The sequence below is a fragment of the Flavobacterium potami genome (assembly GCF_020026915.1).
Lineage (GTDB): Bacteria > Bacteroidota > Bacteroidia > Flavobacteriales > Flavobacteriaceae > Flavobacterium > Flavobacterium potami.
The window spans coordinates 645,687-665,940 of record NZ_JAINUY010000001.1; the positions used below are offsets into that span (position 1 = coordinate 645,687).

General features: G+C 32.2%; 21 protein-coding genes and 1 other RNA gene. 14 read left to right on the forward strand and 8 right to left on the reverse strand.

All coding sequences use genetic code 11. From position 1 onward, the window contains the following. The first annotated feature begins 1 nt into the window (after position 1). The 4 genes from ppk1 to K6T82_RS02855 all read left to right on the forward strand — a co-directional run bounded on the left by ppk1 (position 2) and on the right by K6T82_RS02855 (position 4,304). On the forward strand, positions 2 to 2,080 hold the full coding sequence (ppk1, locus tag K6T82_RS02840; RefSeq protein ID WP_223704494.1) for a polyphosphate kinase 1: 2,079 nt from the start codon (positions 2 to 4) through the stop codon (positions 2,078 to 2,080). A 33-nt stretch (positions 2,081 to 2,113) separates the two neighbouring features. After that, positions 2,114 to 3,004, forward strand: a complete 891-nt coding sequence (locus tag K6T82_RS02845) for a Ppx/GppA phosphatase family protein (RefSeq protein WP_223704495.1) — start codon at positions 2,114 to 2,116, stop codon at positions 3,002 to 3,004. A gap of 105 nt (positions 3,005 to 3,109) precedes the next feature. After that, on the forward strand, positions 3,110 to 3,670 hold the full coding sequence (locus K6T82_RS02850) for a Crp/Fnr family transcriptional regulator (RefSeq protein WP_223704496.1): 561 nt from the start codon (positions 3,110 to 3,112) through the stop codon (positions 3,668 to 3,670). Between the two features lie 55 nt (positions 3,671 to 3,725). After that, positions 3,726 to 4,304: an NAD(P)H-dependent oxidoreductase gene (locus K6T82_RS02855; protein WP_223704497.1), complete on the forward strand. Its 579-nt coding sequence runs from the start codon at positions 3,726 to 3,728 to the stop codon at positions 4,302 to 4,304. Between the two features lie 6 nt (positions 4,305 to 4,310). On the opposite strand, the gene K6T82_RS02860 is transcribed toward K6T82_RS02855, so the two are convergent. Continuing rightward, complete coding sequence (locus K6T82_RS02860) at positions 4,311 to 4,727, reverse strand: DNA polymerase III subunit gamma/tau (protein ID WP_223704498.1); 417 nt, start codon at positions 4,725 to 4,727, stop codon at positions 4,311 to 4,313. Positions 4,728 to 4,975: 248 nt separating this feature from the next. Further along, positions 4,976 to 6,061, reverse strand: a complete 1,086-nt coding sequence (gene dnaX / locus K6T82_RS02865; protein ID WP_223704499.1) for a DNA polymerase III subunit gamma/tau — start codon at positions 6,059 to 6,061, stop codon at positions 4,976 to 4,978. Between the two features lie 187 nt (positions 6,062 to 6,248). On the opposite strand from dnaX, the gene K6T82_RS02870 reads away from it, so the two are divergent. From K6T82_RS02870 to K6T82_RS02885, 4 genes are all read left to right on the forward strand, one after another. Further along, positions 6,249 to 6,848: a hypothetical protein gene (locus K6T82_RS02870; protein WP_223704500.1), complete on the forward strand. Its 600-nt coding sequence runs from the start codon at positions 6,249 to 6,251 to the stop codon at positions 6,846 to 6,848. Positions 6,849 to 6,866: 18 nt separating this feature from the next. Next, positions 6,867 to 7,349, forward strand: coding sequence for a hypothetical protein (locus K6T82_RS02875; protein WP_223704501.1), 483 nt, complete (start codon positions 6,867 to 6,869; stop codon positions 7,347 to 7,349). 113 nt (positions 7,350 to 7,462) lie between these two features. Further along, a complete protein-coding gene (locus K6T82_RS02880; RefSeq protein WP_223704502.1) occupies positions 7,463 to 7,942 on the forward strand; it encodes a BON domain-containing protein in 480 nt (159 codons plus the stop codon). Between the two features lie 7 nt (positions 7,943 to 7,949). Further along, positions 7,950 to 8,321, forward strand: a complete 372-nt coding sequence (locus K6T82_RS02885; protein ID WP_223704503.1) for a LysM peptidoglycan-binding domain-containing protein — start codon at positions 7,950 to 7,952, stop codon at positions 8,319 to 8,321. 98 nt (positions 8,322 to 8,419) lie between these two features. Here the strand turns inward: K6T82_RS02885 and K6T82_RS02890 are convergent, their stop codons facing one another. Continuing rightward, positions 8,420 to 8,713 carry an SH3 domain-containing protein gene (locus tag K6T82_RS02890; RefSeq protein WP_223704504.1) on the reverse strand — a complete coding sequence of 98 codons (294 nt, stop codon included), beginning with the start codon at positions 8,711 to 8,713 and terminating at the stop codon, positions 8,420 to 8,422. A 126-nt stretch (positions 8,714 to 8,839) separates the two neighbouring features. On the opposite strand from K6T82_RS02890, the gene rnpB reads away from it, so the two are divergent. After that, positions 8,840 to 9,172: RNase P RNA component class A (gene rnpB / locus K6T82_RS02895), an RNA gene on the forward strand. 31 nt (positions 9,173 to 9,203) lie between these two features. Beyond that, positions 9,204 to 10,454, forward strand: coding sequence for a cation:dicarboxylate symporter family transporter (locus K6T82_RS02900; protein WP_223704505.1), 1,251 nt, complete (start codon positions 9,204 to 9,206; stop codon positions 10,452 to 10,454). A gap of 120 nt (positions 10,455 to 10,574) precedes the next feature. Here the strand turns inward: K6T82_RS02900 and K6T82_RS02905 are convergent, their stop codons facing one another. Next, on the reverse strand, positions 10,575 to 10,769 hold the full coding sequence (locus tag K6T82_RS02905; protein ID WP_223704506.1) for a hypothetical protein: 195 nt from the start codon (positions 10,767 to 10,769) through the stop codon (positions 10,575 to 10,577). Between the two features lie 202 nt (positions 10,770 to 10,971). On the opposite strand from K6T82_RS02905, the gene K6T82_RS02910 reads away from it, so the two are divergent. Beyond that, positions 10,972 to 11,514 (forward strand): hypothetical protein, encoded by a 543-nt coding sequence (locus tag K6T82_RS02910; RefSeq protein WP_223704507.1) that lies wholly within the window; start codon positions 10,972 to 10,974, stop codon positions 11,512 to 11,514. A 33-nt stretch (positions 11,515 to 11,547) separates the two neighbouring features. Here the strand turns inward: K6T82_RS02910 and K6T82_RS02915 are convergent, their stop codons facing one another. Continuing rightward, positions 11,548 to 12,237, reverse strand: a complete 690-nt coding sequence (locus K6T82_RS02915) for a response regulator transcription factor (RefSeq protein WP_223704508.1) — start codon at positions 12,235 to 12,237, stop codon at positions 11,548 to 11,550. A gap of 10 nt (positions 12,238 to 12,247) precedes the next feature. Then, the gene (locus tag K6T82_RS02920; RefSeq protein ID WP_223704509.1) at positions 12,248 to 13,606 is read right to left on the reverse strand and encodes a sensor histidine kinase; all 1,359 of its coding nucleotides are present in this window, start codon (positions 13,604 to 13,606) and stop codon (positions 12,248 to 12,250) included. 137 nt (positions 13,607 to 13,743) lie between these two features. On the opposite strand from K6T82_RS02920, the gene K6T82_RS02925 reads away from it, so the two are divergent. Beyond that, a complete protein-coding gene (locus tag K6T82_RS02925; RefSeq protein ID WP_223704510.1) occupies positions 13,744 to 15,858 on the forward strand; it encodes an outer membrane beta-barrel family protein in 2,115 nt (704 codons plus the stop codon). A 74-nt stretch (positions 15,859 to 15,932) separates the two neighbouring features. Here the strand turns inward: K6T82_RS02925 and K6T82_RS02930 are convergent, their stop codons facing one another. Then, positions 15,933 to 16,538 (reverse strand): RsmD family RNA methyltransferase, encoded by a 606-nt coding sequence (locus K6T82_RS02930; protein WP_223704511.1) that lies wholly within the window; start codon positions 16,536 to 16,538, stop codon positions 15,933 to 15,935. Continuing rightward, positions 16,535 to 17,356, reverse strand: a complete 822-nt coding sequence (locus K6T82_RS02935) for a DUF3822 family protein (RefSeq protein WP_223704512.1) — start codon at positions 17,354 to 17,356, stop codon at positions 16,535 to 16,537. Before K6T82_RS02935 ends, K6T82_RS02930 begins: the two co-directional genes overlap by 4 nt. Before the next feature lie 550 nt (positions 17,357 to 17,906). Between K6T82_RS02935 and K6T82_RS02940 the strand changes: the two genes are divergently transcribed. Both K6T82_RS02940 and ygiD read left to right on the forward strand, forming a co-directional pair. Continuing rightward, the gene (locus tag K6T82_RS02940) at positions 17,907 to 19,316 is read left to right on the forward strand and encodes an ATP-dependent DNA helicase (RefSeq protein ID WP_223704513.1); all 1,410 of its coding nucleotides are present in this window, start codon (positions 17,907 to 17,909) and stop codon (positions 19,314 to 19,316) included. Positions 19,317 to 19,403: 87 nt separating this feature from the next. After that, positions 19,404 to 20,234, forward strand: a complete 831-nt coding sequence (gene ygiD, locus K6T82_RS02945; protein WP_223704514.1) for a 4,5-DOPA-extradiol-dioxygenase — start codon at positions 19,404 to 19,406, stop codon at positions 20,232 to 20,234. The last annotated feature ends 20 nt before the right edge of the window (positions 20,235 to 20,254 follow it).

A 20,254-nucleotide genomic window follows, 5' to 3' on the forward strand; every position in this document is an offset into this window, starting at 1 on the left:
AGTGTACGAACAGAAATATATCGATAGAGAAAAAAGCTGGTTAGCGTTTAATGCGAGAGTACTTCAGGAAGCCGGAGATAATACGGTTCCACTTTTAGACAGACTCCGTTTTGTTGGAATTTTTTCAAACAATTTAGACGAATTTTTTAGAGTTCGGTATGCCGCAATTCGAAGATTAAGCCTTTCTGGTATATCTGGCGAAAAATATTTAGGCGGAATTTCTGCTCATCAATTAATTAAGGATATTACAGATATTGTAATTCAGCAACAATCTGAAAGTTTGCGTATTCTTGGAAATATAGAAGCGGAGCTGGAAGCTGAAAATATCTTTATTATTAATGAAACCCAGATTACACCAAAACAAGAGTGTTTTTTGAAGGACTTTTTTATGCAAAAATTAAGTCCTGAACTGGTTACCATTATTTTGAATGACCTTGCTGTATTTCCTGTTTTAAAAGATACTTTAGGATATCTGGCTGTTCGTTTAGAACTTGCTAATGATGAAATTCGTTATGCTTTAATCGAAATTCCTAAAAATATCAACAGATTTGTGGTTCTTCCTTCAGAAGGAGAGAGACAATATGTTATTTTGATTGACGATGTAATTCGATTTAAATTGAAAAATATCTTCAACATATTTGATTACAAAAGCGTTTCTGCCCATATGATCAAAATTACTCGTGATGCACAATTGGAGATTGATAGTGATTTGAGTAAAAGTATGTTGGAGAAAATTGCTTCATCTGTAAAAGATCGTAGAATTGGTGAACCTGTACGTTTTATTTACGATAGTTTAATAGAAGATGATACTTTACGTTTCTTCCTTGATAAAATGAAAATTGAAGAAACAGATAGTATCATTCCGGGAGGAAGATATCACAATCGTCGCGACTATATGGGATTCCCTAATTTAGGACGTTACGATTTATTATATAAACCCAATGAACCATTACCAGTTCCAGGATTGAGTTTGGATGGAAGTATTTTAGAAAAAATCAGTAAAAAAGATTATTTAGTAAATGCACCATATCAGTCTTTTTCTTATTTAACAAAATTTCTTCGTGAAGCAGCTTTAGACCCAAAAGTAACGAGTATCAAAATAACGTTGTATCGTCTGGCAAAGAATTCGCAAATTATCAGTTCGTTGATAAACGCGGCTAAAAACGGTAAAAGAGTGGTTGTTCAAATTGAACTTCAAGCACGTTTTGATGAGGCTTCTAACATTTCGTATGCAGAACAAATGCAGATGGAAGGAATTGAACTTATTTTTGGAATGAAAGGTCTTAAAGTACACAGTAAAATATGTGTTATAGAAAGATTGGAAGAGGGTAAAAATCGTCGTTATGGATTCGTTTCAACAGGAAATTTCAACGAATCTACAGCTAAAATTTATACAGACGTAACGCTTTTAACCTGTCATCAGGGAATTTTAAAAGATATTTCAAAAATATTTGAATTTTTTGATGTCAATTATAGAGTGCACCGATACAAACATTTGATTGTATCGCCACATTATACAAGAACCAAGTTCGTAAAACTGATAGATCGTGAAATTCTTCATGCTTTAGCAGGAAGAAAAACACATATCAAGCTTAAAATGAATAGTTTGTCAGATTTTAAAATGATCGATAAATTATATGAAGCAAGTAATGCAGGTGTGAAAATTCAGCTTCAAGTAAGAGGAATTTGCAGTTTGATTCCTGGAATTCCTGGAATGAGCGAAAATATTGAAGCAATAAGTATCGTAGATAATTATTTAGAACATTCGAGGGTCTACATTTTTGGAAATGCTGGTTTAACCGAAGTTTATATTTCATCTGCCGATTTCATGACTAGAAATCTTGATGCAAGGGTAGAAGTGACATGTCCAATTTATGATCTTGAAATTAAGAAAGAATTGATCGATAACTTCAATATAGGTTGGAAAGGAAATGTGAAAGTAAGATATCATTCTTATAAATTGGATAATAAATATAAGCCGAAAAATCATCATGCCCCATTTAGAGCCCAATTTGAAACCTATAAGTATTACCAAAATAAAGTGGCACTACTAGAAGAGGTTCCTCAAAAAGTAAATTAATAATAAAAACCAATTTCAAATCATAAAGTGAGCATGATTAATATAAGGAAGTTTGCAGCAATAGATATCGGTTCAAATGCCATGAGGCTTCTGATATCGAATGTTGTAGAACAAGACGGAAAAGAACCACAGTTTAACAAAAGTTCCCTTGTTCGTGTGCCAATTCGTCTAGGTCAGGATGCCTTTACCGTTGGTGAAATTTCGCCAGAAAATATAGATCGAATGGTTGATGCTATGAAAGCATTTAATCTCTTGATGAAAGTACATAAAGTAGAGCGTTATATGGCGTTTGCAACTTCTGCAATGCGTGAAGCCTATAATGCCAAAGAAGTTGTAGCTTTAATAAAAAAGAAAGCCGACATTAAAATCGAAATTATCGATGGTAAAAAAGAAGCCGCAATTATTGCTTCTACCGATTTACATCATTTAATTAAATCTGACGAAACCTACCTTTTTGTGGATGTTGGAGGTGGAAGTACAGAATTTACCTTATTTTCAGATGGAAAATTAATCAATTCAAGATCTTTCAAAGCAGGAACGGTTCGTTTATTGAATAATATGGTTCACGATGTAGTTTGGGATGAAATCGAAAAATGGATTAAAACCAATACTGCAGATTACGATGAGGTAACTCTAATAGGTTCTGGAGGGAATATCAATAAATTGTTTAAAATGTCAGGAAAACAGCAAGAGAAGCCGCTTTCTTATATTTACATCAATTCACAATATGCCTTTTTAAATTCATTGACTTACGAACAAAGAATTGCCGAATTAGGATTGAACTCTGACCGTGCCGACGTAATTATCCATGCCACAAGAATTTATCTTAATGCCATGAAATGGAGCGGAGCACGCCAGATTTATGTTCCTAAAATCGGACTTTCAGATGGTATCGTAAAAGCAATGTATTACGGTAAAATTTAATTTTTTTAGTCACGAATTACACGAATTTTCACGAATTACTTATTTTAGTTTAGCTAATAAATTAGTGTCAATTTGTGTAATTCGTGGCAAAAAGAAACAATAAATATGAAATCTGTTTTCCAATCCATTCAAGATTTTTCTGCGGATGAATTAAATCTTTTAGATGATTTAATTACTTTTCGTACGTTGAAAAAAGGCGAACTTTTATTGACGGAAAATCATGTTTGCAACGAAATAGTTTTTATAAAAAAAGGAATTCTCCGTTCTTTTTTTGTGAATCATAAAGGGGATGAAATCACCAATTGTTTTGCTTTTGAGAATGAATTTATGGCTTCTTTTGCCAGTTTTATTACGCAAGAAAAAGCAGAAGAAAATATCCAAGCTCTTACCGATACAGAATTACAGATTCTCGATCGCAAAGCTTTAGAAAAACTCTACAAATCGGGATTCAATTGGCAGGAAACTGGCCGAAAATTGACCGAATTAGAATTCGTAAATCTGCATAAAAGAATGGTTTCTTTTCAAAAACTTTCAGGTGCTGAACGTTACGAAGAATTATATCAGAATCATCAAAAATACATACAGTTAATTCCACTTCAATATTTAGCTTCTTATTTAGGAATTACACCAAGACATTTAAGCCGAATTCGTAAAGCTGTATTATAGGACATTTGTCTAGTGTAACAAATTGCACGAATAGTATTTTTGAAAAAACTTCGATATGAAAAAAATACTAATAATAAACGGCCATCCCAACGGTAAAAGCTTTAATTTCGGAATAGCAGAATCGTATAAAAATGGAGCAATTTCATCAGGCGCGCAAGTAGAAACTATTACAATTGCCGATTTAAAATTTAATCCAAATCTTCAATATGGGTATCAAAAACGAACAGAACTAGAAGCAGATCTTCTAGAAGCTTGGCGGAAAATACAAAATGCAGAGCACTTAGTTTGGATTCACCCTGTTTGGTGGGGTGGGCTTCCGGCTATAACTAAAGGTTTTATTGATCGTTTGTTTTTGCCTGGAATGGCATTTCAATATCGTGAAAATTCGGTTTGGTGGGACAAGTTGCTAAAAGGCAAAACAGCACATATTATTACAACTTTAGATCAGCCTAGCTGGTATTATAGATTTGTTTACGGCAGACCGAGTGTGAATCAATTAAAGAAATCTACTTTAGAATTTTGTGGTATAAAACCGGTAAAAGTAAGTTATATTGGAATTGTAAAAGGTTCGACTGAAGAACAAAGAAAAAAATGGCTTGAAAAAGTGTATAATTTTGGCTTCAGAAATAAATAAAAAATCTTAATCCTTTAAATCCAATCCAAATGTAGAACGCAAAAGTTCAATGTTTGGATTGATTTCAAGAAAACGATTGTATCGATCCTGATTATTGTAGCTTCGTTTTGTTTCGACTTGTTCGTTTACAATCACTTCAATAGTAATGTCGTGATTGTGCAAATGACCTTTTAAATGGCCTAATAAACCGTTAACCTGACTTTCAAATTCCAGTTTAGAACCTTCATTAGGCAACTCATAAAAAATTTTGGTTCCGTCCAAAACGGGATCGGTGATCAATAAGATCGACTCCATAATCTTTAAACCTTTTTGACCTAAACGTTCCGCATATTTGTTCCAATGTAAACGCATGTCGGTTTCGTTAAATTCTTCGGTAGGTAGAACAGAAGAAGGTTTAACATATGTTTTACTGTTTTCCTCCATTTCTTTTTTCTTGCGAATACTGGCAAGTGAAAAAGCAGAAACTTTTGGAGTGCCATCTGATTCTGTTCTTGGAGGTTGTGGAGTCTGAACTTTTGGTGCTTCAGCAACTTGTTCTGGTTGCGAAACAACAGTTTTAGTTTCAGTTGCAGTAGTTTGATTTTCGGCAGCTGAAGTGTTGTCAGTTTTAGGGTTTGAAGTTTGGACTTCAACAATAGAATATCCGCCGTTTTTAAAGTAAACGGGTGGAATTATGAATTGCTCAGCTTTTTTTTTTCTCCATCAAAGTTGATAGAGGCCAATTGCATCAAGCATAATTCAACTAAAAGACGTTGATTTTGACTTAATTTATACTTTAAATCACAGTCGTTTGCGATATCAATTCCTTTTAATAAAAATTCCTGAGAACACTTTTGAGATTGAGTATGATACATTTGTTGTGCTTGTTCTCCAACTTCTAATAGAGCAATTGTAGAAGGTGTTTTACTTACCAATAAATCTCTAAAGTGAGAAGCTAAACCAGCAATAAAATGATGTCCGTCAAAACCTTTTGCAAGAATGTCGTTATAAGCTAATAAAAGGTTTGGAATTTCATTTTCTAAAAGTAAATCTGTAATCGTGATATACGTTTCGTAATCTAAAACGTTTAGATTTTCGGTTACTGCCTGACGTGTTAAATTGGTTCCGCAATACGAAACCACACGGTCAAAAATAGACAATGCATCACGCATTGCACCATCTGCTTTTTGAGCAATAATGTGCAGTGCATCGTCTTCAAAATTGATTCCTTGACTTTCAGCAACGTCTGCCAAATGTTCTTTAGCGTCTTTTACCGTAATTCTTTTGAAATCGAATATCTGGCAACGAGATAAAATCGTTGGAAGAATTTTGTGTTTTTCTGTTGTTGCTAAAATAAAAATAGCGTGTTTTGGCGGTTCTTCTAGCGTTTTAAGAAAAGCATTAAAAGCGGCCGAAGACAACATGTGGACCTCGTCAATGATATATACTTTGTACTGTCCAGTTTGTGGCGGAATTCGAACCTGATCGATCAAGCTACGAATATCATCAACCGAGTTGTTTGAAGCAGCATCTAACTCAAAAACGTTAAAAGCAAAATCTTCAGTTGGATCGTCATATCCAGGCTGATTTATTTTTCGAGCTAAGATACGTGCACAAGTTGTTTTACCAACTCCACGTGGTCCTGTAAATAAAAGAGCCGAAGCCAAATGATTGGTTTCAATAGCATTCAACAAAGTGTTGGTAATGGCTTTCTGTCCCACAACATCCTTAAAGGTCTGCGGGCGATATTTACGAGCCGATACTACAAATTGTTCCATATTCTCTTTTTATTGGATAGCAAATATAGAGTATAATTTAATGATTTAAAAATTTAAAAATTGAAAGATTTTTAAGTGGTTGAATCATCGTTGTTTCCATATTCAAAATAAAATCATATTTTAATTTAATAGTATTTTTAATATTTTTACAAGGAAGAAAAAGTCTCTGATTTTAAAGTCTAATGAAATGAAAAAAACACTTGGTTTATTTTTGATGTTATTTTCCGTGTTGAATTATGCGCAGAATAATTCAACTTTGAAGAACCAAAAAATAGCTTTGAAAGAGGCTGAAAGATTCTTGAACAGGAATGACTTAGAAATGGCCGCTGATATTTTAAAATATACAATTGCATTAGATCCAAAAAGCAAAATAGGTGAACTTGCAGGTTCTAAATATGATTTAATAATTAAAAATAAGGTTCTAAAAGATATTCTAGGAAAATGGGTTTTATTTGAAAGAGGATCGAATTGGGGATTTACAGAAGAAAAGGATAATCTAAAAAGAAAAGTATTGATAATTACGGAAACTGAGTTTCAATTTTATGAGGAAAATATTCAGTCTAAAGAACTGAAAACTATCAAAACTGAAAAAATTATTCTTACAAAGCAAGAAGATGGGAGTCGTTCAAGTTTTGATTTTGTATTTTCCGATAAATCACTCTGGAGTTTCTTTTTTGATGAAAAGTTTGGTTTTTTAAGACAGTTTAATACAGGTGAAGAAACTAATGAAGGCAGAACTGAAATATTTTGCGGAAATAGTGAATTAAGATATAAAAGATATAATTAAAAGGATAATATTATTTTCATGCAGCAGTACCACTTTCAAAACAATACTTTACACTTAAAAGTAAAAAAATCACCATTTTTAGTTAGAGCAACAATGTTTGTAGTAGCTTTTTCATTTTTTATTTTTCCAGTAATTGGTTTAATTTTTTCTGTAATCGGTGGTTTCGGTTTGAATTTTAGCTATTTTATCGCAATCGGAATATTTTCTTTAATTGGATTTTATACACTTCGGGTTTCATTATGGAACACTTATGGCGAAGAAACGATTCAAATTTTTGAAAATAAAGTTATTTACGAAGCCAATTATAAATGGTTTAAAGACGCAAAAAAAGAAACACTAATTTCAAACCCGAATTTTTATGCGGCACCTGCCGGCTATGAAGAAGATAATGAAGGAGTTTTAATTATTGCTTCTGATGAAATTAAAATTGAATCTGTTGTTAAGATGAAAATGAACCAATTGGAAGATTTGATTTCAATTTTGAAAAATTCTAAAAGCTAATTTAATGCTCTCTTTTAACTGGAAAACATATAATAAACATAACATTATAATATAATCATTTGATAATTAATCTGTTTAATTTTAAAACAGTCAAATCATTAAAAGATTATATTATGAAAATGAAGTCAATTTTATTAGGAATGGCACTTGCTGTTTCTTTAGTTGCCTGCGCTCCAAAAGATGCAGACATAGAAAAAGCAATTAGCGAAAAACTTGCAGATACTCCCGGAATCCAAGTTACAGTTCATGATGGTGTTGCCACAATTACCGGAACTTGTGATGATGAAGCTTTCAAAAAGAACATTGAAAAAACAGTAAGAGCTACAAAAGGTGTAAAATCTGTTGTAAATACCTGCGAACTTGCCAGAGCCAACCAAGAACCTGCTGCTGCAGCGGTTGTCATTAATCCAGATACTGAATTGGATAAATCGGTACATAAAGTTGTAGATGCTTACGAAGGTGTAAGTGTTACTGTAGTTGGTGGTGTGGTTACACTTTCGGGTGAAATCAAAAAAGACAAATTACAGCCTTTAATGCAGAGTATTCAGGAATTGCGTCCTAAAAAAGTAGACAACAAATTAATCATAAAATAAAGATGTTATGAATTTACAAGATAAATACCAAGAAGTAGCAAATTTAGCATCTGAATTAGGAATTGAAAATTTGCAAATAAGAGAACAAGACAATGTACTATATATTGACGGAACAGCGAAATCTGCCGCAGACAAAGAAAAATTGTGGAATGCTTACGAAAAAATAGATCCAGAATACAGATCGGCAGATGTTGTTATGAATATTGATGTTAAAGAAAGTGTTTCGAGAGAATATACTGTTGAAAGAGGTGATTCTCTTTCTAAAATTGGAAAAGCTTACGGCGTTTCTTGGCAGGATATTTTTGAAGCCAATAAAGATATTATTTCAAATCCGGATTTAATTCAGCCGGGATGGAAATTGAAAATACCGACAACTTAAGAGTTGTAAATTCCAATAAAAAAAATCCAAATTCCAACTTTTATTTAATTGGAATTTGGATTTTTTATTTCCCAAGTTTAAAGATTGGGGTTTAAAATTTACCTTCCTCTAATGCTTAGATCAAATAAAAACTTTGAAGTTTCCTGATCTGAATCTGCTGAAAAACCAGCAACATAAACTCCTTTTTTTCCTGAAGTTGATCTAATTCCGTAAACAACTGCTTCATCTGCTGGGTCTGATTCCCCTTCGTATCGATACACATGAACAATTTCAAATTTGTCAGGATTTCTCTTAATCATTTCTGCATTTCGATTAAAATCGCATGTAAATCCTTTTTCATTCAATTGATCTAAAGCCTTTGAAACAGTTGCGTAATGATACATTCTTTTCATGATAAACTGAATTTAATAATTATATAATTTTAAAGATAACTATTTTAAAATTAAAAAGTTAAGATGGAAGTCATAAAATGGGAAATTTAAAATGATTATTGTTAGTTCTTAAATTGCTACTTTTGCACGGCAGACCGCCTTATCGTCGTTCCGATTTATCGGGAGGGAGGAAAGTCCGGACACCATAGAGAAGCATAGCGGGTAACGCCCGTCGGCTCCGATTTTATCGGAGTTAGGACAAGTGCAGCAGAAAGTATGTACAGGTAATGCTGTAGTGAAACCAGGTAAACTCTATGCGGTGAAATACCAAGTATATCGGCATTTAAGGGCTTCTCGTTCGTTGCCGAAGGGTAGGTAGATTGAGTCCATCAGTAATGGTGGATCTAGATAAATGATAAGGTATTGTTTTGTTGCAAAACGAGACAAGAACAGAATCCGGCTTACAGGTCTGCATTTTTTATATATTTGTGAAACTAACTAACCCAATTTCATGAATATTCCCTCTCCAAATTCTTCTTCAAATACCAAGAAAAGCCTTTTCAAAACAGTTGTAACCAATCTTACGTTTTGGGTTTTGATTTCGATTATCGTCGGCGTTGTACTGGGACATTTTTCTCCAGAAAATGGAGTAAAAATGGAAGTATTAGGCAAGAAGTTTATTCAGCTTATTTCTGTTTTTATCGGGCCAATTATTTTTCTCACGATTGTTTTAGGGATTTCTGGAATGGGAAACCTAAAAAAAGTGGGACGTATTGGTATAAAAGCATTAACCTATTTTGAAGTCGTTTCGACGGTAGCTTTAGCAATTGGTGTTACGGTGGCTTATGTCTTTAAACCAGGAAAAATAGACAAATCTAGTTTGACTTTTGGCGATGCAAGTCAATATACAAATGGGGCAGCGGAACATTTTTCATGGATGAAATTTTTCCTTTCCAATTTTACACTTCAGGTTTTATTAGCTGCGATTATCTGCGGAATCGCACTGAACTTTTATAAAAAAAGAGAACAGACTATCTTGGTTTTAGAACGTGCCTCAAAAGTGGTTTTCTTCGGTTTAAAATATGTTATGTATCTCGCTCCAATAGGTGCTTTTGGCGGAATGGCTTATACGATTGGTAAATTTGGTTTAGCGACCTTAATTCCGTTGGGGAAATTGATGCTTTGCGTTTATTTGACAATGGCTTTGTTTGTTTTTTTAATTCTGGGAAGTATGCTGAGATACTACAAAATCAGTATTCTTTCAATTTTGAAATACATAAAAGAAGAACTTTTATTGGTTTTAGGAACATCATCATCAGAAGCGGCTTTGCCAAGCATTATGGTAAAACTGGAAAGAATGGGGTGTAGTAAATCGGTTGTAGGATTGGTAATTCCGACGGGGTATTCTTTTAATTTGGATGGAACTTCTATTTATCTTTCGATGTCGGTTATCTTTATTGCGCAATTGTACGACGTTCATTTGAGTTTCTTCGAAATTATGACCGTAATCGGAATTTTGATGATTACTTCCAAAGGTGCAGCAGGAGTAACAGGAAGCGGTTTTATAGTTTTAGCATCGACTTTAACAGCATTGCATAAAATTCCGGTGGAAGGTTTGGCCTTTTTATTGGGAGTTGATAAATTTATGAGCGAGGCCAGAGCCATTACCAATTTGATCGGAAATACTGTAGCAACCATTATCATTTCAAAAACAGAAAGAGATTTTACAGAACTGAATTTGAATCCGGTTTTAGAAGAATAAAATTTTTCAGCTGCAAAGGCTCGAAGGTTTTAAGTTTTTATTTTAATCTCGCAAAGACGCAAAGTCGCAAAATATATTAATTCATTAAGCTCAGAAAAAACTTTGCGACTTTGCAATAAACTAAGATTCGTCTTTAGTTGCTTTAACCAAACTGATTCCCGACATAAAAAAGACAATTCCTAAAATCCCGTAAATGATCAAAGATTTAATATCTCTGGTTTCTCCAGATGTGCCAGCGAAAATTACCGCAGTATAAATAAGTCCTACAATTCCGAGGATTGTTAGTAATCCTCCGAAAAATCTTTTTAGGTTCATGATTTTTAAATTTAAAGTTCTCTAACAAATTTAAATTCAGAATCTTTAATTGCTGTTATACAATTGTTTGATGAAATTATATGATTTTAAGGGCTAAAACATGTTATTGTACTATGAGTATGTTTTGTAAGAAAATAATTTTAATTTGAGTAGTTTCCTATACTTTAAATACTATTTTTGCTTCACTAATTTATAACCATATATGAAGAAAAAATACTTGTTTCTGTTCTTATTTTTTAATGCATTTTATTTGATTCACGCGCAAGATGAAGCTCCAGTTTCTGTCAAGAATCAGTTTAAAATCAATATGCTTTTTCCATCTCTGGTATATGAACTTGCTCTTTCAGAAAAAAACACGCTTTATTCGGAAGCGGGTGTAGGACTAGGGTATCGTTATAATAGTTATTATGGTGAAGGAAATGTATATTTCTTTCCTTTAATAAACGAGCAATTTCGTCATTATTACAATTTGAAAAAAAGAGCCAATAAAGGAAAAAGAACAGCATTTAATTCAGGAAACTATCTTGCGGCAAATGCACTTTATAATTTTCGCTCGCTTTCTACAAATGATAAATACGGAAATTACTCAGAATCGTTTACCGTTGCAGCACTTTGGGGTCTGCAAAGAACTTATAAAGGAAGATTTAATTTAGAGTTTAATATTGGACCAGGAGTCAATTTTGATAAATATGATACAGAATTTGTACCTGTAGGAAACTTTACTTTAGGTTGGGTTATTAAATAATTATTCAGCATAAAGTAGAAAAACCTTGAGAAATCAAGGTTTTTCTATTTTAAATTCTAAGCCAATATTTCGAACGCTTTCAATCTTGATTTTCGGATCTGAATTGAAATATTTTCTAAGTCTGCTAATGAAAACATCCATACTTCTTCCAGAGAAATAATCATCTTTTTTCCAGACAGACATTAAAATCTGGTCTCTTTTTAATAATTGATTATGATTTAAATATAAATACTCAATAAGAGAAGCTTCCATTTCTGTAAGCTGTTGAACATGGTTTTTGTTGTTGAGAGTTAAACGTTCGTTGTCAAAAACATACGAACCGATTTCAATTATATTGTTTCCGTCTAAACTTCTTTTTTGTTCAATTCTTTTTAGGATATTTTGCAATCGCAGGACCAGCTCGTCGACTTCAAAAGGTTTTGCAATATAATCGTCTGCACCTAATTTTAAGCCAATAATCTTGTCTTCTTTTAACTTTCTTGCTGTTAGAAAAATAAAAGGAGTTTCGGGATTGATTGTAATTATTTTTTCTGCTAGAGAAAACCCGTCCAGTTTGGGCATCATTACATCAAAAATACAGATATCAAAAGTTTGGTTTTTAAAATAATCTAAAGCGATTTCGCCGTTTTCTGCCCAGATTACTTCGAAATCGTGCAATTCTAAATATTGTTTTAAAATCGCAGCAAAATCAAAATCGTCTTCGGCTAAAAGTAATCTTTTCAAAATAAGGGAATTAAACTTTTAATAAAATAGTAAACTGAGTTCCTTTTCCTAAATCGCTCATAACACTAACAGAACCCTGATGTGCTTTTACGATCTGATCCACATAATACAATCCTAAACCTAAACCTTTTGTGTTGTGCAGGTTTCCTTGTTCTACACGATAAAATTTCTCAAAAAGCAGCGATTGTTTATTTTTTGCAATTCCGATTCCATCATCTTCAAAACTCACAGAAAATTGATTGTCAACGATTCTTGTTTTTACTGTAATCGTATTAGAACCGTATTTTACAGCATTTTCTAAAACATTCAAAAAAGCGGTCGTTACATGAAATCTGTCCAGAACTAAAATGGTTTTCTGAGTCTGAAAATCGGTTTTTAGATTGATTTTTGGGAAAGTAATTTTAAAATCATTTACAATTGAAAGCAGAAATTCTTCGGTTTCAATTTTTTCTTTTTTTAATTCAATTTCATTTTCGGCCAATGAATTTGCCATAACCTGATCTATCAAATTCTGAAGACGATTGTTCTGTCTCGAAATCGTATTAACAATGGAATTGAAATTTTCATCGTTTTCACGAATATTTTTCTGTTCTAAAATTTTAGTAGAAATTCCTAAAGTGGCCAAAGGTGTTTTAAGTTCGTGTGTAATATTATTGATGAAATCTGTTTTTACATCGCTCACTTTTTTTTGTTTGATTAATGCTTTAATGGCAATTACAAACAAACTAATCAAGGTTAAAATAGAAAAGAAAGACAAAGCGAGAATGAATGTCATACGTCTCAGAATAATCATTTCCCAGTCTATAACAGAAACATACATCGAATCTTCTGTCAGTAATTTATAATCCTGATTTTCAAAAGTTCCGTTAGTGGTTCCTACATAACTTCTCACTAAAAAAGCATGATTTAAAGACAACAGATTTCCGTATAGTTTGTTTTGAATAAAAGGCTTTTGAGAAAAAATAGTATCTGCTTTCTGTCTGTTTTTATAGAGAATAAATTTATTCAACACAATTGCAAAATCAATTTTAAAATTGGGTAAATCTCTTTCGAATTTACGTTGTATTCTTTGCGTGACAGCGTTTTGATATTCAGCATTTAAAACCCCGTTTTTAATATCTGATCTGTTTTTTTTCCCTTTAATGTAATTTTCAGAAAGACTTTTGTAAAGTGCTTCTTTTCTGGAAACTATTGCCGAATCGATGTCACTGTAATTGTTTGAAATCTTTCCAATTTCGTTTTTAATCTGCGTATGAAATTCGGCTACTTTATAATCGTAAGCCGTTTTTACCAAATAACATTGTACGGTAGTCAAAACAATAAGGGCGACAACCGAAAAAGCTATTAATAAATTGATTCTTTGTTTCATAACACGTTTAAATCTGTATCAAAAATAATGCTTTTATGAGACAAAGTGCAGATTAACGCTCCATTAACCTTCAATTAACTTTCAGAACTACTTTTTCAGGTCATTTTTGCATCACTAATCGAAATTTATTTTAAGAAATGAATGTTTACCTGCCTTTAAAACTTCTTATTGCATTATTGCTATTTTGTCTTTCTGTAATTGCCAATGCTCAAAACGAAACTCCGAAAGATTCTATTTCTAAAGAGTTGAAGGAAGTTGTTATTATGCAAAATAAAAAAACGTTTACCAATTCAAACGGAAATATAAAAGTGGATGTGGCTAATTCAGTGTACGATGCAGTTCCTGATCCTGTCGAATTGCTTTCGAAACTTCCTTTGGTTCAGGTGAGTGCTGATCGTGAAAATATTTCAATTGTAGGAAAAGGAAATCCGTTGATTTACATTGACAATCAAAAAGTTGGAATGAACGATCTGAATGCATTAGCTGTTTCAGACATTAAAACAATTGAAGTCATTCAAAATCCTTCATCCAAATATGAAGCTGAAGGGCGCGCGGTTATCTTAATTACCAGAAAATTGAGTAAAAAAGATAGTTTTAAAACTGATATTACAGAAACGGCTTCGTTTAAAAAGAATTTCAATAATTATCTGGGTTTTAATTCGAGTTTTAAAAAAGGCAAATTGGAATGGAAAGCCAATTTTAATTACAATCGTCGTAATCCTTGGGAAAATCATAGTATAGAATATCAGATTCCTGAAGCAAATATTGTTTCAGATTATGATGTTACGGCGGTTTCAAAAGTAAAAGATTATATTTTTGGTGGAGGCTTATTTTATAAAATAAATGAGGAGGATTATATTTCTGTCAATATAAATGGGAAAATGCGTAATGATACTTTTGATATCAATACGTTTACTTTTAATCAAAATCAGAATGACATAAATAACGTTTTTACTTTTAGTGATAATTCTAGTGACAAGAATTTCATTAATTCATTTATAAATTATTCTAAGAAAATAAAAGCTATTGATACTAAATTATTTGTGGGTTTGCAAGGCTCTAACTTCAATCAGCATTTATGGAGTCTGGTGCAAAATAATTACAACAATACCGAACTCGAATTATCACAAAATCGAGATCAAAAATTTAATGTTGATGTTTTTTCTGGTAGAATTGATTTAGAGAAAAAGTTTAAAAACGAAATGATCTGGGAGTATGGCGGATTGTATTCTGGCGCAAAATCGAAATCGAATTATGATGTTTTTGATTATGATAAAAATGACAATACAATTTTCGATTATAATTTTAAAGAAGCCAATACAGCAGCTTATTCTCAACTTTCCGGCAAAATAAAAAAAGTCGATTTTTCAGTGGGACTAAGAATTGAAAACACCAATGTAACCGGAAAATACAGTACAGAAAACACCGCTTTAGTGGATAAAAATTACACCAATCTTTTTCCTAAAGCGCAGTTTTCTTTTTCTATAGACAGTACAAAAAACATCAATGTCGATTATTCCAAAAGTATTTCAAGACCGAATTATTCTTCGCTAAGTATGATTGCCACTTATATCAATCCGTATTTTATTTATGGAAGTAATATTAATTTGGGACCCACTTTTATAGACGTTATTTCGACTACTTTTCAATATCATGATAAATCTTTAAAACTGACTTTGTATCAAAATAAAAATCCCATTTATCAAGATTTTGTTTTTAATGATCAAACCAATGTGTTGACTTTTACAGAGAAAAATTTCCAAAAAGAATCAGGTTATAATATCGAATTTACGCTTCCATTTCAATATAAAATATGGACAAATACCAATTCTCTGGTTTTTGCAACAAACAAGATTGTAGATGAATCGGCATTATTTAATTCATCGAAAACCTATCTGTACTATTATTCCAATAATACTTTTAATCTGCCAAAAGATTTCACATTCGTTTTATCATTTTGGGGAGCCACGAAACAAAAAGAAGGTGTTTTTGAACGAAATGCCAAATTGATTTTTGATATGTCGCTGGCAAAAAAGTTAGGCAAAAACTGGAATTGTACTTTAAATTACAATGATGTTTTTAAAAACACGAGATATGTAGAACGATTTACCATTAACAGCATAGGTTCCAGAGCGAGATATTTGGTTGATGCCAATGAAATTTCGATTACACTTCGTTACTCTTTCGGAAAAATAAAAGATTCTGAATTTAAGCAAAAAAGTGTGAATGAAAGTGAAAACAGAATCAGATAAGATGAAAATTCCAAATCCCAATCTCGCGCAGAAATTTGAATTTGGAATTTAAAATATTGAATATTAAATAACAACTAACCTTCGTCGTCTTCTACTTCTTTTTTAATGCTATCATGAGGCAATTCTTCATCATCATCGGTAGAATTCAGTTCGAAGAAACTAAAGAAAGAACCGCCATAACTTTTCTGAAAAGAAAAATTACTCATATGATCCAGTTTGGTATATTTTGAATGTTCGATAATCATCATGCCATCGTCTTCCAATAATTCTTTTTCAAAAACCGTTAGAACAATTTTTTCAAAAGTGGCCTGATCTAATCCGTAAGGCGGATCGGCAAAAATGATATCATAAGTTGTTTTAGAATTTTCTAAAAATTTAAAAACATCACTTTTGGTTGCTGCGATATCAAAATCATATTCTGAGGAAACTTGTTTGATGAATTTTACACATCCGAAATCGCCGTCAACCGAAGTGATTGGAGCGCTTCCGCGTGAAGCAAATTCATAACTAATGTTTCCTGTTCCTGAAAAAAGATCTAAAACCTTTAAACTGTCAAAACTAAAATGATTATTCAAAACATTAAATAATGCTTCTTTACTCATATCAGTAGTGGGTCTTACAGGTAGATTTTTCGGCGGAAAAATTCTGCGTCCTTTGTATTTTCCTGAAATGATTCTCATGATTGAAATAAGATATAATGTTTTTGATTTTGAGCTGTTGTAAAGCTATTTTTTTCCTGAAGTTTTGATACGTCCATGAATGAAATATGGCGCACATATTTGTATGCAATCGCATAATACGGATCATTTTCTGTAATGGTTCCCAACAATTCCAATTTGAAACTTTCTGGGTTTAAACTCAATTGTTCCGCCGTAAATAAGATGTAATAAATAAAATCTTCCGGAGTATTATATTCAAATGAATTGAACAATAAAAGTTTCTGATTCTGAACTACGATGATTTCGAAATTATCAGGATTAAAATTCACGATCATTTTTTTATCGTCGTCATTACGCGAATTATCCAAAATCTTTTCTACCAAAATGCTATTTGCATGTTTGTAATCAAAAGAACCCACGTTGTCTATCAGGAAATTATTGATGTTTACATAAGGAATGTAAACCGAATTCATTTGGTAATTTGAAATTTGATCGAAAGTGAAAAAATCCGTTTCAAACACTTTTGTAGTGTATTGAAGGTAACTTCCCATGTAATTCTCATCAAACAAAGCAGTTGGAACAAAAGTCGAAAGATTGTTCGTGTGAATCACCATTACTTCGTCGTAAATGTCTTTTAATTCAGGATTATTCTTAAATGCAGTGGCAAAAGAATCTTCAATTTTTACGGTCTTATTAGAAGTGTCAAATTGAATTTCTTTAAATGAAGTAATTACATTATTTAAAGTATCAAAACAGCAATAAGAAAATCCCGTCAGCGAAACCTGAATCGAAAGTTTTTTATATTTTTTTGAAGTAATGTTAGTGTTTTGTAATGACATAGTTGATTTACAATTCGTTACCTGTTTTAAATCAAGAAAGAATTTAAGCGACCACAAACTTACAAATTTAAAAGGAACAATAATAATTGCAATTTCAAAAAACAATTTGAGTTAAAGTTTAAACGAAGGTTAAGAAAAAGTTTAGTTTGCTGTTTTTGAACCATATAAGTCATATAAGTTCATGTAAATATTAGTTTCTATGTTAAATGAACTTATATGACTTATATGGTTTTTAATTTATTTTTTTAAATTGATTTTGGCCATTGATTTTTGATATTGCTATTTGAAATTGAATTTTGATATTGAAATTGATTTTTGCCATTGATTTTTGATATTGCTATTTGAAGTTGAATTTTGATATTGAAATTGATTTTGGCCATTGATTTTTGATATTGCTATTTGAAATTGAATTTTGATATTGAAATTGATTTTTGCCATTGATTTTTGCCATTGATTTTTGATATTGCTATTTGAAATTGAATTTTGATATTGAAATTGATTTTTGCCATTGCCATTAAAAAAAGCGAACTTTGTATTTCAATATCACGTTATGAATTCTGCACAGTTTTACGGTACTTTACAAAAACGATTTCCATTTGCGCCAACCTACAAACAGGATATATTTTTTCAGAAAATTGCTATTTTTCTAACCGAACCTCAAAATGATACCATTTTTGTTTTGAAAGGTTACGCTGGAACGGGAAAAACTACCGTTATTTCTACGATTGTCAATAATTTAGGTGATATCAATAAAAAATATGTTTTATTGGCTCCAACGGGGCGTGCTGCAAAAGTGATTGCTAATTATTCTAATAATCCGGCATTTACCATTCATAAAAAAATCTATTTTCCGAAGAAATCGTCAGGCGGGGGAGTAGCTTTTACAAAACAAGTCAACAAGCACAAAAACACGATTTTTATCGTCGACGAAGCCTCGATGATTTCGGACAGTACTTTAGACAGCGATTCGCTTCTAGATGATTTGATTAATTATGTCTATTCTGGCAATAATTGCAAAATGATTCTTTTAGGAGATACTGCTCAGCTTCCTCCAGTAAATTTGGATATTAGTCCCGCACTAGATATTCAAACGCTTGGTGTTCATTATGATAAAGAAATTGAACATATCGAACTGGACGAAGTAATGCGTCAAGAAGAAAATTCTGGGATTTTATACAATGCTACGGAATTGCGAGAATTATTAAAAGAGAGTTTTATTACCGAATTCAGATTCAATGTAAAGAAGTTTAAAGACATTGTAAGATTGACAGATGGCTATGATATTCAGGATGCAATAAATATGGCTTACAGTAATTACAGTATTGAAGATACAGCCTTTATTGTGCGTTCTAATAAACGTGCCAATCAGTACAATGAACAAATTCGAAGCCGTATTTTATTTAAAGAAAGTGAACTTTCGGTTGGTGATTTTTTAATGGTGGTAAAAAACAATTATTTCTGGTTGAAAGAAACCGACGAAGCCGGATTTATTGCCAACGGAGATATTATTGAAGTTTTAGAACTTTTCGGAATCAGAGAATTATACGGATTCAAGTTTGCCAAAGTGAAAATCAGAATGGTCGATTATCCGGAACAAAAACCTTTCGAAACAGTTTTGATTTTAGATACCTTGACAAGTCAATCTCCTTCTTTAACGTACGAAGAATCAAATCGTTTGTACGAAGAAGTGATGAAAGATTATGAAGACGAACCAACCAAATACAAAAGATTTCAGAAGGTAAAAGAAAATGAATATTTTAATGGTTTACAGGTTAAGTTCTCCTACGCCATAACCTGTCATAAATCCCAAGGAGGGCAATGGAATACTGTTTTTATCGAACAACCTTATTTGCCTGACGGAATTGACCGCGATTATATCAGATGGCTTTATACGGCAATGACACGTGCTAAAAATAAGTTATATTTGATCGGATTTAAAGACGAAAGTTTTGAGGAATAAATTTTATTAGCCACGAATTCACGAATTAAATTAATGCGAATGTTTAAAAATAAAATTCGTGAATTCGTGGCGGAATTTTTTTTAAATATGACAACACTAAACGACTTACATTCGATTTCATCAACGTTTTCGAATACCGATAAAATGCCGGTTCTCTTTTTAGGACACGGTAGTCCAATGAATGCTATTGAAGAAAATCAGTTTGTGGCTGGATTTCGTGATTTGGCGAAGACTTTACCACAGCCCAACGCTATTTTATGTGTTTCGGCACATTGGTTTACTAAAGGAACAAAAGTAACTGCGATGGAAATGCCAAGAACTATTCATGATTTTGGAGGTTTTCCGCAAGCCCTTTTTGATGTGCAATATCCCGCAAAAGGAAGTCCAGAATTAGCAATTGAAACTAAGCAGATTTTAGATCCAGTTATGGTCGAATTAGACGAACATTGGGGATTGGATCACGGAGCTTGGAGTGTAATTAAGCATTTATATCCAAATGCAGATGTTCCGGTAATTCAGTTGAGTATCGATTATACAAAATCAGGACAATATCATTTTGAATTGGCTCAGAAATTACAAGCTTTACGTTACAAAGGGGTTTTAATTATCGGAAGTGGTAATATCGTTCACAATCTTAGAATGGTCGATTTCAGAAATTTTGATAAAGACAATTACGGTTACGATTGGGCGATTGAAGCGCGTCAAACGGTAAACAACTATTTATTAGATGGGAATTTTCAGCCTTTAATTGATTTTGAAAAATTAAATAAAGCTGTTCAATTGGCAGTTCCTACTCCGGAACATTATCTGCCGTTGCTTTATACTTTGGGATTAAAGGACAAAACCGATGAAATAGAACTTTTTAATGATAAATTGTTAGCCGGTTCTTTGAGTATGACTTCGGTAAAAATTATGTAATAAAAACTTAAAAGAGGAAT

Excerpts from the sequence above, each read along its gene's own strand:
- K6T82_RS02845 (WP_223704495.1), top strand. The coding sequence starts at position 2,114 with ATGATTAATATAAGGAAGTTTGCAGCAATAGATATCGGTTCAAATGCC.
- K6T82_RS02850 (WP_223704496.1), top strand. The coding sequence starts at position 3,110 with ATGAAATCTGTTTTCCAATCCATTCAAGATTTTTCTGCGGATGAATTA.
- K6T82_RS02855 (WP_223704497.1), top strand. The coding sequence starts at position 3,726 with ATGAAAAAAATACTAATAATAAACGGCCATCCCAACGGTAAAAGCTTT.
- K6T82_RS02860 (WP_223704498.1), bottom strand. The coding sequence starts at position 4,727 with ATGGAGGAAAACAGTAAAACATATGTTAAACCTTCTTCTGTTCTACCT.
- dnaX (WP_223704499.1), bottom strand. The coding sequence starts at position 6,061 with ATGGAACAATTTGTAGTATCGGCTCGTAAATATCGCCCGCAGACCTTT.
- K6T82_RS02870 (WP_223704500.1), top strand. The coding sequence starts at position 6,249 with ATGAAAAAAACACTTGGTTTATTTTTGATGTTATTTTCCGTGTTGAAT.
- K6T82_RS02875 (WP_223704501.1), top strand. The coding sequence starts at position 6,867 with ATGCAGCAGTACCACTTTCAAAACAATACTTTACACTTAAAAGTAAAA.
- K6T82_RS02880 (WP_223704502.1), top strand. The coding sequence starts at position 7,463 with ATGAAAATGAAGTCAATTTTATTAGGAATGGCACTTGCTGTTTCTTTA.
- K6T82_RS02885 (WP_223704503.1), top strand. The coding sequence starts at position 7,950 with ATGAATTTACAAGATAAATACCAAGAAGTAGCAAATTTAGCATCTGAA.
- K6T82_RS02890 (WP_223704504.1), bottom strand. The coding sequence starts at position 8,713 with ATGAAAAGAATGTATCATTACGCAACTGTTTCAAAGGCTTTAGATCAA.
- K6T82_RS02900 (WP_223704505.1), top strand. The coding sequence starts at position 9,204 with ATGAATATTCCCTCTCCAAATTCTTCTTCAAATACCAAGAAAAGCCTT.
- K6T82_RS02905 (WP_223704506.1), bottom strand. The coding sequence starts at position 10,769 with ATGAACCTAAAAAGATTTTTCGGAGGATTACTAACAATCCTCGGAATT.
- K6T82_RS02910 (WP_223704507.1), top strand. The coding sequence starts at position 10,972 with ATGAAGAAAAAATACTTGTTTCTGTTCTTATTTTTTAATGCATTTTAT.
- K6T82_RS02920 (WP_223704509.1), bottom strand. The coding sequence starts at position 13,606 with ATGAAACAAAGAATCAATTTATTAATAGCTTTTTCGGTTGTCGCCCTT.
- K6T82_RS02925 (WP_223704510.1), top strand. The coding sequence starts at position 13,744 with ATGAATGTTTACCTGCCTTTAAAACTTCTTATTGCATTATTGCTATTT.
- K6T82_RS02930 (WP_223704511.1), bottom strand. The coding sequence starts at position 16,538 with ATGAGAATCATTTCAGGAAAATACAAAGGACGCAGAATTTTTCCGCCG.
- K6T82_RS02935 (WP_223704512.1), bottom strand. The coding sequence starts at position 17,356 with ATGTCATTACAAAACACTAACATTACTTCAAAAAAATATAAAAAACTT.
- K6T82_RS02940 (WP_223704513.1), top strand. The coding sequence starts at position 17,907 with ATGAATTCTGCACAGTTTTACGGTACTTTACAAAAACGATTTCCATTT.
- ygiD (WP_223704514.1), top strand. The coding sequence starts at position 19,404 with ATGACAACACTAAACGACTTACATTCGATTTCATCAACGTTTTCGAAT.